This is a genomic window from Mycobacterium sp. NGS11 (genome assembly GCF_059813315.1).
In genome coordinates, this window is record NZ_JCALEJ010000001.1 from 12,756 (window position 1) to 25,833 (window position 13,078).

At 67.2% G+C, this 13,078-nt stretch carries 14 protein-coding genes; all 14 read right to left on the bottom strand.

Features of this window, described 5'->3' with window-relative positions; all coding sequences use genetic code 11:
• Window positions 1-336: 336 nt before the first annotated feature.
• The 14 genes from AC5Y4T_RS00070 to AC5Y4T_RS00135 all read right to left on the bottom strand — a co-directional run bounded on the left by AC5Y4T_RS00070 (window position 337) and on the right by AC5Y4T_RS00135 (window position 13,059).
• Complete coding sequence (locus AC5Y4T_RS00070; RefSeq protein ID WP_499919862.1) at window positions 337-738, bottom strand: Rv3143 family two-component system response regulator; 402 nt, start codon at window positions 736-738, stop codon at window positions 337-339.
• 54 nt (window positions 739-792) lie between these two features.
• The gene (locus AC5Y4T_RS00075; RefSeq protein ID WP_499951448.1) at window positions 793-1,329 is read right to left on the bottom strand and encodes a YceI family protein; all 537 of its coding nucleotides are present in this window, start codon (window positions 1,327-1,329) and stop codon (window positions 793-795) included.
• Window positions 1,330-1,362: 33 nt separating this feature from the next.
• The gene (locus AC5Y4T_RS00080; RefSeq protein WP_499948733.1) at window positions 1,363-1,764 is read right to left on the bottom strand and encodes a nuclear transport factor 2 family protein; all 402 of its coding nucleotides are present in this window, start codon (window positions 1,762-1,764) and stop codon (window positions 1,363-1,365) included.
• 25 nt (window positions 1,765-1,789) lie between these two features.
• On the bottom strand, window positions 1,790-2,128 hold the full coding sequence (locus AC5Y4T_RS00085) for a DUF6285 domain-containing protein (protein WP_499951449.1): 339 nt from the start codon (window positions 2,126-2,128) through the stop codon (window positions 1,790-1,792).
• Window positions 2,125-3,114, bottom strand: coding sequence for a phosphotransferase family protein (locus AC5Y4T_RS00090; protein ID WP_499951948.1), 990 nt, complete (start codon window positions 3,112-3,114; stop codon window positions 2,125-2,127). The genes AC5Y4T_RS00085 and AC5Y4T_RS00090 overlap by 4 nt, the downstream gene beginning before the upstream one ends.
• Window positions 3,114-4,352, bottom strand: coding sequence for an acyl-CoA dehydrogenase family protein (locus AC5Y4T_RS00095; protein ID WP_499951450.1), 1,239 nt, complete (start codon window positions 4,350-4,352; stop codon window positions 3,114-3,116). Before AC5Y4T_RS00095 ends, AC5Y4T_RS00090 begins: the two co-directional genes overlap by 1 nt.
• A gap of 24 nt (window positions 4,353-4,376) precedes the next feature.
• A complete protein-coding gene (locus AC5Y4T_RS00100) occupies window positions 4,377-5,000 on the bottom strand; it encodes a TetR/AcrR family transcriptional regulator (RefSeq protein WP_499951451.1) in 624 nt (207 codons plus the stop codon).
• On the bottom strand, window positions 5,000-5,884 hold the full coding sequence (locus AC5Y4T_RS00105; protein WP_499951950.1) for a hydroxymethylglutaryl-CoA lyase: 885 nt from the start codon (window positions 5,882-5,884) through the stop codon (window positions 5,000-5,002). The genes AC5Y4T_RS00100 and AC5Y4T_RS00105 overlap by 1 nt, the downstream gene beginning before the upstream one ends.
• Before the next feature lie 5 nt (window positions 5,885-5,889).
• Window positions 5,890-7,095, bottom strand: coding sequence for a CaiB/BaiF CoA transferase family protein (locus AC5Y4T_RS00110; protein WP_499920199.1), 1,206 nt, complete (start codon window positions 7,093-7,095; stop codon window positions 5,890-5,892).
• Between the two features lie 71 nt (window positions 7,096-7,166).
• The gene (locus tag AC5Y4T_RS00115; protein WP_499951452.1) at window positions 7,167-8,342 is read right to left on the bottom strand and encodes an alpha/beta hydrolase family protein; all 1,176 of its coding nucleotides are present in this window, start codon (window positions 8,340-8,342) and stop codon (window positions 7,167-7,169) included.
• The gene (locus AC5Y4T_RS00120) at window positions 8,342-9,430 is read right to left on the bottom strand and encodes a homogentisate 1,2-dioxygenase (RefSeq protein ID WP_499951453.1); all 1,089 of its coding nucleotides are present in this window, start codon (window positions 9,428-9,430) and stop codon (window positions 8,342-8,344) included. The genes AC5Y4T_RS00115 and AC5Y4T_RS00120 overlap by 1 nt, the downstream gene beginning before the upstream one ends.
• A gap of 300 nt (window positions 9,431-9,730) precedes the next feature.
• Window positions 9,731-10,702, bottom strand: coding sequence for an NADPH:quinone oxidoreductase family protein (locus AC5Y4T_RS00125; protein WP_499951454.1), 972 nt, complete (start codon window positions 10,700-10,702; stop codon window positions 9,731-9,733).
• Window positions 10,703-10,724: 22 nt separating this feature from the next.
• Window positions 10,725-11,723: an acrylyl-CoA reductase family protein gene (locus AC5Y4T_RS00130; RefSeq protein ID WP_499951455.1), complete on the bottom strand. Its 999-nt coding sequence runs from the start codon at window positions 11,721-11,723 to the stop codon at window positions 10,725-10,727.
• 130 nt (window positions 11,724-11,853) lie between these two features.
• Window positions 11,854-13,059, bottom strand: coding sequence for an acyl-CoA dehydrogenase family protein (locus tag AC5Y4T_RS00135; RefSeq protein ID WP_499919870.1), 1,206 nt, complete (start codon window positions 13,057-13,059; stop codon window positions 11,854-11,856).
• Window positions 13,060-13,078: the final 19 nt, after the last annotated feature.

Below are 13,078 nucleotides of genomic sequence, written 5' to 3' on the forward strand. Positions count from 1 at the left end.
TAGCGGCGCGGGCCGCGGCGCGCTTGCCCGGGGTACGCGTTTCCAGCATCGGCGGCGCAGTGTCGCGCTGTGCCGCGCAAACTCGATAGCCCTTGCAACCAACCCTCGCCGCCGCACTCGAGCTGCCGCACCGGCTGCTGGGTCAACACCAGCAAAGGCGCCGCTGCGCCGATCGCTGCGGCGGTCAAGATCAACGGCGTCGCCAGCGCGGATGGCCCGTCGTCAGCAACGTCGCACCGGCGACGGTCGGCTGGTCGATTGGGGCCGGTATGTCAGCACTGCCGCCTTGAACGGGCGGAAGTGAACGCCCGCGGCAAAGACGCGGCGTCGACTAAATCAGCGAACCGGGGCCCGCAGCAGGTTCAATACCGTGCGGCCCAGCAAGATGGGGTCGATGGGATGCGGCACCGCGCCCTCGGCGCGCGACCAGGAGGCCAGCCACGCGTCGTCGGGCCGCCCGGTCAGCACCACCACGGGTGGGCAGGTCTCGAGTTCGTCTTTGAGCTGCTTCGCGATTCCCATGCCGCCGGTCGGGGTGGCCTCGCCGTCCAGGATGGCCAGGTCGATGCCGCCCTTGTCCATCGTCGCAATCACCATGGGCCCGGTAGCCACCTCGACATAGCTCAGCTCGGGCAGATCGGGGTGTAGTTGCTTGCCCAGCGCCCGCATCACCCGTTCGCGGGTTTGCACATTGCTGCTGTAGACGAGGATCCGCAGGGCGACGGTGGAGTCGGACACGGTGCAGATGCTACTGGTGCCATACCGGGTTCAGCGGGGTGCCCGCAGAAATGTTCATTGCGATACCCGCACGAAGATGGCATCCGCCGCGACAGTCGCCGTCGAGCTCATCATGCCGGCCCGGTTCCAACCCAGGCCGAACCGGTCCCGATCGAGCTTTGTTTCGCCGGTGATTCGGATCGAGCCGTCGTCGAGTTCGGAGATCGTGACGGGCAGGGGGATCTCCGCGGTGACGCCCTTGATCGTGAAGGTGGTGTGAAGGTCGGCGGACTTGCCTTTCGTCGGGTGCACGGCGGTGACGACGACGCTGATCTCCTTGAAGCGTTCGACGTCGAAGAAGTCGGCCGAGCGCAGGTGCTTGTCGCGACGGCCGATGCCGGTGTTGAGCGAAGCCGCCCGGATGTCCACGCGGCCGAAAACCGCTCCCTGGCCGCTCAGTTCGCCCTCGCCGGTGAAGTCGGTGAAGCCGCCTTTGACGGTCACCAGGCCCCACATGTTCCTGATCTTAAACGTGATGGCCGAGCGATCCGGGGCCAACTTCCACACGGCGGCCATGTCGGGATCGTGAAGCAGTGTCTCCAACGTCGTCATCGTCACCCCCAATGTGTCGTGGCGAATGTAGCGCTAGTTCATCAGCGGCGCGATCCCGGCGGGATCGAAGTATTCATCGATCCGCTCGATCAGGCCGTCCGCGCCCACCCGGATCACGATGCAGACCCGCAGCGAGATCGACTGCCCGGCATGTCCGGTGGCGTGCAGGATGTGCTGCTGGACGAAGCCGCGGGCGGATCCGTCATCGAAGAGCTGCCGGTCCAGGATCTCGTAGCGACGTTGCGTGGTCACGCCGATGAACCAGTCGATGACCCGCATCGCGCGGGTCTTGTCGTCGTCGCGCCGCGAGCCGACCCGCCACACCGCGATGTCGTCGCTCCACATCGCGTCAACCGCGGCGACATCGCTTCGCTCGATCGCCGTGAACAGCCGGTTGGCCGCATCGAGGACCGTCTCGGTGCTGGAAGCGGGCATGTCTGGCTCCTATCTGATCGCCGAGCTATTCGTTGTCGTATCCGGGGTGGGCGACGGCCAGCCGGCGTCGCACCAGGATGCGCAGGCAGGCGGTGACCTGCTCCGCTCGCCCGTCCATGTCGCCGGCCCGGATCGCGGCGGCCAGCTGTTCCTCGTCGGCGAAACCCATGGCGGCCAGCGCCGCGCGGGACTCCGCCTCGCTGTCGTCGAGGAGCTCACGCTCGACGATGCGCAGCGCGTTCGCCGCGACCCGGGCGTGGAAGTTGACCTGCCCTTCGGTCGCACCGCGCACGTCGTTTTCGAGGAATTCGGCGACCGCGGCAACGAGTTCGGCGGCCAGCGGGCGGCCGTATGCGCCGATCATGGCCGCGCCTCGACTAGGTTGAGCAGGTCCCACTCCGTTTCGCAGACGCGACGTCCGATGGTAGCCAGCTCGACCGAGCGGTTATGCCCGCTCAGGTGCCGTTCGGCCTGGAAGCGGCAGATGACACCCCAGCGCAAGGTGGACAGCACCAGCCACCAGTGAAACGCCACTCGGTCGACCGTAGTCGCGCTGGCCTGCTCGTAGGCTCGCAGGAAGCTTTCGATGCTGCCCAGGCCGCCGGCGCCGAGGCCGGCCGGTGCGCCGAATCGCCAGGCGCGGATGCAGAACCACGCCAGGTCTTCGTACGCCTGTCCGACGTGCACCAGCTCCCAGTCCAGCACCGCGGCCAGGTTGGATCCGTCGACGATGAGGTTGCCCATCCGAAAGTCCCCGTGTACCAACACCGTCGGCAATGGTTTTGGACGGTGGGCGGCCAGCCAGCGGAACCCCCATTCGAATGTTGCGGTGGTGTCGCCCATGTCGTCGAGGCGTTGACGCCATTCGTCGAGTTGGTCTTCGTGGGTCAGGTCCGGAATGCCTGTGTCGGCGCGGTGAATGGCGGCCACCGCCTGCGCGCACTGCTGCAGCAGGCGCGCGCGGGCCGGGTGTCCGCCGGCGGCGTCGAGCTGACGCTGGATGCGCCGCACGATGGTCTCGCCCTTGATCTCGTCACAGATCAAGTACGGGTTACCCAGTGCGGCAGGGGAATTGTCGGCGATCAGCACGTGGGGGACCGGCGCCCCGGCGGCAGCCGCGGCGGCCTGCGTCCTGGCTTCCAGCTCCATGCCGGCGTGTACATCGTCGGGTGGGCCGGTGCGCAGGATCAGTGCGCGACGCTGCGCGTCGGTGACGGCCTCGAAGGCCCAGGTGGTCCGGCTGGCGCCACCGGTCAACGCGCGTAGGTTCTCGACGGCGGTGTCGGCGCCGAGGGCCCCGGTGAGCACGGTGGCCAGTTTGGCGCCCAGTTCCGCCGAGTCGGTGTCCATCACTTGTTGCCGAATTTGAACAGGCGTTGCGCCACCCGGCGGATCTGAATCTCCTCCGCTCCCTCGGTGATCCGGTAGCGACGGTGATGGCGGTAAATGTGTTCGAACTGCTTGTGGCGGCTGTAGCCGAGGCCGCCGTAGACCTGCATCGCCCGGTCGGCGGCGTCGCAGACCAGCCGGTTGGCGCGGTAGTTCGCCATCGAAACTTTGTCGGAGACCTCCATGTGGTGGTCGCGGTCCAGATGCCAGGCGGCGTACTGCACCAGCAGCCGCACCATCTGTGCTTCCGTCGCCAACTCGGCCAGCGGCCACTGCACGGCCTGATTGACCGACAGCGGCTTGCCGAACACCTTTCGGCCTGCGGCGTATTCCGCGGCGCGGTCGATGCAGTACTGTGCCGCGCCCAGGCTGCTCGCCGCCTGCCGAATCCGGTTCTCGTGCAGGAAGGTTTGCGCGACCTCCAGGCCCTGATCCACCTCGCCGAGCACCGCGTCGGCGGGAATGCGAACGTCGGTCAGCTCGACTTCGCCGTGGTCGGTGGGCATGTTGAAGGTCCACCAGTAGTAGGGGACGTTGAATCCGGGCGAATCGGTCGGCACCAGGAACGCGGTGATGCCCCGCGCGGCTCCAGGTTCGCCGGAGGTGCGTGCGAAGACCAGGTCGTGGGTCGCGCGGTGCACTCCGGTGTTGAACCGCTTGGAGCCGTTGATCACCCAGCTGTCGCCGTCGCGTTCGGCGTGCGTCTCCAGCCAGGTCGCATCCGATCCGTGCTGCGGCTCGGTCAGGCCGAACGCCATGGACCGTTCCCCGGTGATCAACGCTTCCGACCACTGCTCGCGCTGCTCCTCGGTGCCGAACCGCTCCATCATGATCACCTGCGGGAAGTTCCCGACGATCGACGATTCGTTCTGCAGGTCGTTGTGCAGGCCAAGGCCCTTGTGCGCCAGGTGCTCCCGGATGACGGCCATGTCGACGTTGGTGCCGTCGCGGCCACCGAGTGACGCCGGCAATCCGTAGCGCAGCCAGCCGGCCTTGTCGGCTCGCCTGCGCATCTCGGCGAGCAGATCCTCCCACTCGCGCGTCGGGATGCCGTCGTTCTCCCAGTCGGTGCGCGCGTGCTCGCGACGCTGATCGAAGTACTGCATATTCTCGCGTTCCAGCGGCTTGATCTCGGCCTCGATGAACTCATCCATCTCGGCAAGCAGTCCGGGAAGGTGCTCTGGCAAAGTGAAATCCACGGTTATCTCCTCGCGATTCTCGCGTTACGCACCATAGACAGTCTTCTTCCACACCGTCGATAGCGTGGCGATGGCGTCTTCGTCGCTGATCTCCATGCCGAGACCCGACTGCCCGACGAAGACGGTGGTGAAGTTCTCGAACAGCAGCGCGATGGCCGCGGCCGTGTGTTGCGGGTTGAGCTCGGCGCCATAACCCTGTTCCTGCGCGCGGCGAACCGATGCGGCCACGATGTCCACGCCGAAGCGGCGAAACTCGTTCTGCACGGCGGCGAACCGCTGTTGGGTGGCGGCCAGCTGGGCCACCGCGATCATGATGCCGATGTTCTGCTTGAACATGTTCCAATAGCCGGTGACCACCGAGGTGAAGAACGCGTCGTCGTCGGGCGAGTCCGGCAGGTGCACGCTCAATCCGGACGGCGTCACCACCTCGTGCAGGAACGATTCGGCCAGGGCGACCAGCAGGTCTTCCTTGTCGGTGAAGTATCGGTAGAAGACCGCCGGCGACTTTCCCGCGGCCGAGGTGATGTCGGCCAGGGTGGTGCCGTGAAAGCCCCGTTCGGCGAACAGCTTCCGGGCGGCCTGCTCGATGGCCTGCCTGGTCTGGCGGCCTTTGGCGGTCAGCTCGCGATTCGCCTCCGGGGCGGACATCAGTTCCGCATCCGGTCACCGGCACGCAGCAGGGCGCTCGGCAGGTCGTGTCCCACCAGCGACTTCGCCACCTCGGCCGCGCCGATGGCGGCCTGCAGGTCGATGTCCACGTCGAAGCCGCTGTCGCGCAGCAGGTATACGAGGTCTTCGGTGGCGATGTTGCCGGTGGCGCCGGGGGCGAAGGGGCACCCGCCCAGGCCGCCGACCGAGGCGTCCAGCCGCGTCACCCCGGAGTTGACCGCGGCGTAGGCACTGGCCAGACCCGAGCCTCGGGTGTTGTGGAAATGCCCGCCCAGCGGAAGGTCGCCGAGCACCGGACGGAGTTGTGCGACAAGCGAACTCACTCGACCCGGGGTGGTGGTGCCGATGGTGTCGGCGATCGACAGGCGGTCGGCGCCGCGGTCGCGGGCGGCCGCGGCGATCTCGAGCACCCGCTGCGGCGGGGTGGGCCCTTCGAAGGGTGAGTCCCAGGCGGTGGCGATGACGACCTCGACGGTGACGCCGCTGTCGTGCGCGATCGCGACGATCTGGTCGATCTGGTGGGTGGCCTCGGTGCTGGTGCGCCCGACGTTGGCCTTGCTGAAGGCGTCGTCGGCGGCCACCACGTATTCGATGGAGCGCAATCCCGCGGCGACGGCCCGCTTGGCGCCATTCGGACTGGCCACCAGCGCCGAGAATTCGATGTCGGGGTAGTCATGCAGATGAGCGGCCAGCTCGGCGGCGTCGGCCATCGACGGCACCTTGGTGGGGGAGACGAACGCGGTGACCTCCACCTCGCGAACGCCGGTTGCCGCCACCGCGGCCAGCAGTTCGAGCTTGCCAGACAACGGGATTGGCGCCTCGATCTGCAGACCGTCGCGCAGGGCCACTTCTCGAATCTCGATGTGTGTCACAGCACCTCCTCGGCGCGCAGCTCCTCGAGCTCCTCGGCGGTCTTGCCCAGCAGCCCGATGTAGACGTCGTCGTTGTGCTGGCCCGGCCGCGCGGGACCGGCATTGCGGACTCGGCCCGGCGATTCCGAAAGCACCGGCACGATGCCCGGTCCCAACACGTTGCGCTGCACGCGCTCGTCGTAGTGCTCCACCAGCATGCCGCGCGCCCGCAGCTGCGGGTCGTTGACCACTTCGGCGACCGTGTTGATGGGGCCCGCGATCACCCCTGCGGCGGAGAGGATTTCGATGATCTCGCCGGGCTGGCGTTCCGCGGCCCACGCCCCGATGATGTTGTCGAGTTCGTCTTGATTGCGACCCCGGGCGACGTGTGTGGCGAACCTGTCATCGGTGGCCAGCTCCGGGCGGCCCATCGCCTTGCACAGCCGGGCGAAGACCGTGTCCTGGTTTGCGGCGATCACCACCCAAGAGCCATCGCCGCTGCGGTAGATGTTGGACGGGGCGATGCCCTCCAGCCGGGTGCCCGAGGGTCCGCGCACCACCCCGCCGGCGTCGTAGTCGGGAATGGTGGATTCCTGTACGGCCAAACACGATTCGGTCAACGCGACGTCGACCACCTGGCCGCGCCCGGTGACGCTGCGTCGGTACAGCGCGGCCAGCGCGCCCTGCGCGCCGAACATGCCGGCCAGGCTGTCACCGAGCGACAGGGCCAGCCGGGGCGGCGGTCCGCCGGGAAACCCGTTGAGGTGCCGCAACCCGCTGGCCGCTTCGGCGACCGAGGCGTAGCCGGCCTTGGTGGCGTCGGGACCGGTCTGCCCGTAGCCGGACACCCGGACCAGGATGATGCCCGGATTGCGTTCGGACAATACGTCGTAGCCCAGGTTCCACTTCTCCAGGGTGCCCGGACGGAAGTTCTCCACCACGATGTCGGATTTCTCGACGAGATCGCAGAACAGTTCGCGGCCGCGGGGATGGCGCAGATCCAGCGTGATCGCCTTCTTGTTCCGCGCGTGCACCGTCCAGAAGACGTGCTGCCCGTCGATTTCGGCTTGACCCCAGGTGCGCAACGGGTCCGGCGCCTTGGGCAATTCCACCTTGATGACGTCGGCGCCCATGTCGCCGAGGAGCCGGCCCGCGAAGGGCCCGGCGATCAGGGTGCCCAATTCGAGCACCCGAACGCCGTCCAGCGGACCGGCTACATCGATGCGCCGCTCCTCTCCCCCGCAAGCGGGAGGTACCCCCACATCGCTGCGCTCTGCATCGTCGCCGGCGGAAGTCATTCTTGGTCCGCGAAATCGTGCCGGATCAGCCAGTCGGTGACAATAGTGACCGCGGCCCGCAGCGCTTCGCGCTGGTCCGGGCCCGCGTAATAGTGTGTGGCGCCGGGGATTTCGTGCATCTCCTTATCGTCGTGTCCGATCGCCTCGAACAGCCGCCGAGTGTGGCTGGGCGTGCAGGCGTCATCCGCGAGGTTACCGATCACCAGCGCGGGGATCGCGATATCGGGCCCGCAGGCCACCGCGTCGCCGCGGGCGTCGTCGTAGCTCCACTGCGACAGCCAGCCGCGCAGCGTGGAGAACCGGGCCAGCCCGACCGGACTCATGTTCACCACCTGAGGATCCCCCAGGTAGCAAGTGCCGGGTTTGCGTTCGTTGGGATCGACGGCCGGATCCAGCCAGCGTGGGTCGGCCATGGTGCCGTGCACGACGAAACCGAACTCGTCGTCGGGGCGGCCGGCGGCTTTCAACTCGCCCAGCTTGCCCTTGACCCATGCGGTGATGCGGCGGTTGCGGTCGATCTGCGCCTGCCGGTAACGGTCCAGGAATTCTTGGCTGTAGGGCGGCTGATTGGGGTTGTCGGGGTTGTACAGGTCCAGCTCGGGATCGCGCTTGGTGGGGTCGGTTTCGTCGAGGATCGACGCGTCCAGCCATTCGGTCAACGTGCCGTGGCGGCTGATGTGCGCGGCCAGCAGCATGATGCCGTCGGCCGCGGGCAGGTCGAGCTTGGTCAGGTCGGGTTCGTCGCCGGTCGGGCTGGATGTGATGGTCGGGTTCTGCGCCTGCTGCTGGTAGAACACCGACAGCGAACCGCCTCCACTCCATCCCGCCAGCACCACCTTCTGGTAGCCGAGCCGCTTCTTGGCGTCCTTGATGCACTCGCCGAGATCCTCGACGACCTTCTCCATCAGCAGTGCCGAGTCGGTGCCGCGGAAGCGGCTGTTGCAGTAGATGACGTGATGGCCGGCCCGCGCCAGCGCGTTGATCATCGGTAGGTAGGCGCCGCCGCCGATGGGATGCATGAAGACCAGCACGGTGTCCGACGGCTTGTCCTTGGGCTTGAGCAGGTAGCTCTCCAGCACGGTGATCTCGGCCAGGCCGCCGTAGACGTCTCGGACCTCGGAATTGTTCTGGAAAGCAACGAGATAGGGGATTCGCTCGTATTCGTGCTTCATCAGTGTTGTCCTAGGTCGTGGGCGAGCACTTCGGCCGACGGGGTCAGTCGCCGGCGAGTGTCGATGGCGATCACCTGCCAGTCGACGCGAGAGTAATCATCGAATTTGCGACGCGCCCGTTCTCGCGCCTTCTCCGGCGCGCCGTGATGAACTCCTTGCGGCGCATGCGAAATCAAACCGGGCGGCATCGGGATGCCGTAGAGCGAGCCGCCATGGAAGAAGGCGATCTCGTCGTAGTCGACGTTGCGGTGATACCAAGGCGTGCGTTCGGTGCCGGGGATCCCCTCGGCCGGCTTGGGCAGGAAGTTCATCACGTAGACACCGGTGGCCTGCATGAAAAGGTGGACCGTCGGCGGCAGGTGAACACTGTCGGAGGTGACCACGTTGTAGTCGGCGATGTTGAAAGTGAACGCGAAGTTGTCGCCGCGCCAGCCCTCGACATCGAGCGGATTGTGTTGGTAGAAGAGCGTTGTCGGGCCGCCCTGGTGGATGAGCCGGACCTCGAAGTCACCGTCGGCGTCGTCGGCCGGCGCCGGCTCGGGGATGACGACCTGCGACGGGTCGAAGGGGAAGTGGCGACCCAGCGCGCCCGGCGGCGGCACCCGGAATTCGTCGGTGGCCTCGATCATCAGCATCATCGTCGCACTGTCGGGGAACTGGCGCCAGGTGCATGCCTTCGGAACGTACAGCCAGTCGCCCTCCCGATAGCGCAGCGGCCCGAATTCGGTCTCGGCCAGGCCGCTGCCCTGATGCACGAAGCACAGCAGGTCGCCGTCGATGTGACGGACGAAGAACGGCATCGGCTCGTGGCGACGGCTCAACAGGATTCGGCAGTCGTCGTTGCTGAACATCAGCAGCGGCCCGCCGTCGGCTTCGGTGGCATCGCTGGGCTTGAGCTCGCTGGACAGCACGTCGATGGGACGCAGCGGCCCGACCGATCGATAGGCGGTGGGGTCGTAGCGCCGGTAGAGGTTGGCGGTGCGGCCGGTGAATCCGCCCCGGCCCAACTCGTCGTCCTTGAGGCCGTCGAGGTCGGCGTGCAGGCGGCGCGGCGTTCGGCCTTTTCGCAGGTGCACAAAGGATTCCATGGACGGTTCCTCCGGAGGGGATCACTGGGTGGCGATCTTGGTCGGCAAAACTGAAAGTGACATTACTTTCTCTTTTTGGCGGGCACAAGGCCCGACCGGCGAGCGCCTACCCTCTCTCCCGTCCCGAATTCGTCACAAGCGCCATACGCGCCTCCGCCGGACGGGACATGCGTTGCGTTGACCTCGCAGCGACAACAACCCAGGCGCACGTATCCGAGAAAAGACAGTCGCTACGAGGCGGGCAAACGGTCGAGTGCCTCGCGGCGAAACCGCTGTGGCGGCTGGGACGAAGCGCGGCGGCTAACCCCGGACGCGCAGCACGACCTTCCCCTTGGCGCTGCGGTTCTCCAGCGAGGCGACCGCGGTCGCGGCTTGCTCCAGCGGGTAGGTGATCGGCTCGGGCGGGGCCAGCTCCCCGGAGGTGAGCAATCGCTCGAGTCCGGCCCACTGCTCGTCCAGCGCGCTGGGATGCGTCCCCGCCCAGGCGCCCCAACCCACGCCAACCACGTCAACATTGTTGAGCAGCAATCGATTTACCTTGACAGTAGGTATCTCGCCGCCGGTGAAGCCCACGACCAGCAGGCGCCCGCCGGGGGTAAGCGAGCGCAGGGAATCGGTGAACCGGTCGCCGCCGACCGGGTCGACGACGATGTCGACGCCACGGCCATGGGTCAACTCCTTCACCGCGTCCTTGAAACCGTCGGCCAGTACCACATCGGTCGCGCCGGCCGCCGTGGCGATGTCGGCCTTGTCCTGCGTGCTGACCACGGCGATCGTGCGGGCCGCGCCCAGCGCCGGCGCCAGCCGCAGCGCCGAGGTCCCGATGCCGCCGGCCGCGCCGTGCACCAGAACCGTCTCGCCGCGCTGCAGCCGACCCCGGACGGTCAGCGCGAAGTACACCGTCAGGTCGTTGAACAGCAGGCCGGCGCCGGCCTCGAAGCTGACATTGTCGGGCAGCTTGAATACCCGGTCGGGGGCCAATACCGCGACCTCGGCCATGCCGCCCGACAGCATCGTGAGGCCGACGACCCGGTCTCCCTCGCGCACGTTCGCGCCATCGGGTGCCGACCGGACCACGCCGGCGATCTCGGCGCCGAGCACGAACGGCAATTCCGGGCGGTATTGGTAGAGGCCGCGGGTGAGAAGGGCGTCGGGGAAGGCCACCCCGGCGGCGTGCACGTCGACGACCACCCCGTCGCCCGACGGTTCGTCGATCTCGGTCAGCTCGACCGCGTCTGGGCCATCGAGCCGAGTCACCTGTACCGCGCGCATGCCACCAGAGCCTACTGGCCGCTCAAAATCCGCCGGCGACCCGCACCACGGCCCGGCCGGAGAATTTGCCGGCGCGCACTTGATCGATGACTTCGACGACGTCCTTCACGTCGACCTCGCTGACCAGTGAGTCCAGGTGAGGTGGCCGCAAGGAATCGCCGAGCCGGGCCCACAATTCGCGGCGCGGTCCGATCGGCATCAGCACCGAGTCCATGCCCAGCAGCGCGACCCCGCGCAGGATGAACGGCAGCACCGTGGTGTGCAGGGCAGGACCGCCGGTGAGGCCGCTGGCCGCCACGGCCCCGCCGTAATCGACGGTGCTGAGCACGTCGGCCAGCGTCGCACCGCCCACGCAGTCCACTGCGCCGGCCCACCGCGCCTTTCCGAGCGGTCGTGGCTTGGCGTCGGGATCGGCGGGCAACCGGCCGATAACCTCAGCGGCGCCAAGGGCTTTGAGCCGGTCGGCCGCCTCGGCCTTGCCGCTCGACGCGACCACCTGATAGCCGGCGGCCGCTAGCAGGTCCACGCTGACCGAGCCGACGCCGCCGGCGGCTCCGGTGACGACAACGGGACCGGCGTCGGCCGCGATGCCCCAGTCGATCAACGCCTGAACGCTCATCGCGGCGGTGAAGCCGGCGGTCCCGATGGCGGCGCCCTCATGCGGACTCAGCGCGCCGAGCGAGACCACCTGGTCGGCCGGCAGTCGCACGTATTCGGCGTAGCCGCCGTGGTGACCGGTGCCGATCGCATACCCGTGCGCCAGAACCCCATCGCCCACGGCGAAGTCGGGAGACGTCGAGTCCACGACCTCACCGGTCAGGTCGATGCCCGGCACCACCGGGTAGTCGCGCACCACGCCGCCACCGGGCGTCAATGCCAGCGCGTCCTTGTAGTTGACGCTCGAATACAGGACCCGGATGGTCACCTCGCCGGGGGGCAGGTCGTCAGGACGAAGCGTCTCGACCGACGCGGTTATCCGGTCACCATCTTGTCGCGCGACGAGCGCCTGAAAAGTGTCCATCTTTCGACGCTAACCCGACCGCCGACCAATGCGGCACCACCCGCCCTCGCCGAACGTGTAATCACGGCGAGAAATCAGCAGAAATCTCGCCCTGGTTACACGTTCGGCGCGGAACGCGGAAGCTCGCGAGTCACTTGAGCTCGGATGAAGACAGCCCCAGCAGGCGGCGGGCGACCACCAGCTGCTGAATCTGTTGAGTGCCTTCGAAAATGTCCAGGATCTTCGAGTCGCGCGCCCACTTCTCCAGCAGCAACTGCTCGGAATAGCCTGCGGTGCCTGCCAATTCGACGGACTTGAGCGTGACGTCGGTGACCATCCGGCCGGCCTTGGCCTTGCTCATCGAAGCCTCTTTGGAGTTCGGGATCTTGTTGTCGGCCTGCCACGCCGCCCGCAGGGACAGCAGGTAGGCGGCCTCCCAATCGGCTTCCATGCGGATGAACTCCGCCGCGGCGGCGCTCTGGGTGTGTGAAGGCTTGTCGTAGGAGATCTCCACGCCGGCCTCGGTGAGGATCTTGCGGATCTCCTCCAGGGCGGCGCGGCCGACACCGACGGCCATGGCGGCAACGATGGGCCGGGTGTTGTCGAAGGTCTCCATCACTCCGGAAAAGCCCTTGCCCACCTCGATTTCGGGGTTGCCGAGCAGGTTTTCCTTGGGAATGCGGGCATTGTCGAACCGGATGACCGCGGTGTCGGAACCCTTGATGCCGAGCTTGTGCTCGAGCCGTTCGACCGTGACACCCGGGTGCTCGCGCGGCACGACGAACGACTTGATCGCCGCGCGGCCCGCCGCCTTGTCCAGCGTCGCCCACACCACGATGTGGGTGGCGCGCGATCCGGCGGTGACGAAGATCTTCTCGCCGTTGATCACGTACTCGTCGCCGTCCAGGGTGGCGGTCGTGGACACCGCCGCCGAGTCCGATCCGAAGCCCGGTTCGGTGATGGCCATCGCCGCCCACACCTTGCCCAGGCGTTGCAGTTGTTCCTCGTTGGCGACGGCGGAGATGGCCGCGTTGCCCAGTCCCTGATAGGGGACCGACAACATCATCGCCAGGTCGCCCCAGCTCGCCTCCAGCGTTTGCAGCAGCGCGGCCATGTTGGCGCCGTTGTGGTTTTTGTCCCGCTCTTCGTCCTCGCCGCCCAGCGCGTTCGCTCCGGCGAATTCGATTGACTCCGAGGCGCCTTCGAAGAGGCTGAATAGCGTGTCCAGCTCGACCGGGTAGGCGTGCTCCTTGAGGTCGTACTTGCGGGCGATCGGGCGCATCAACTCCGCGGCGCCCTGGTGCGTCTTCGTCGTCACCGCCTGCATCTTGCGCGGAAGTTCCAAATTGATTGCCATGATTGAACTTTCAGCTCGA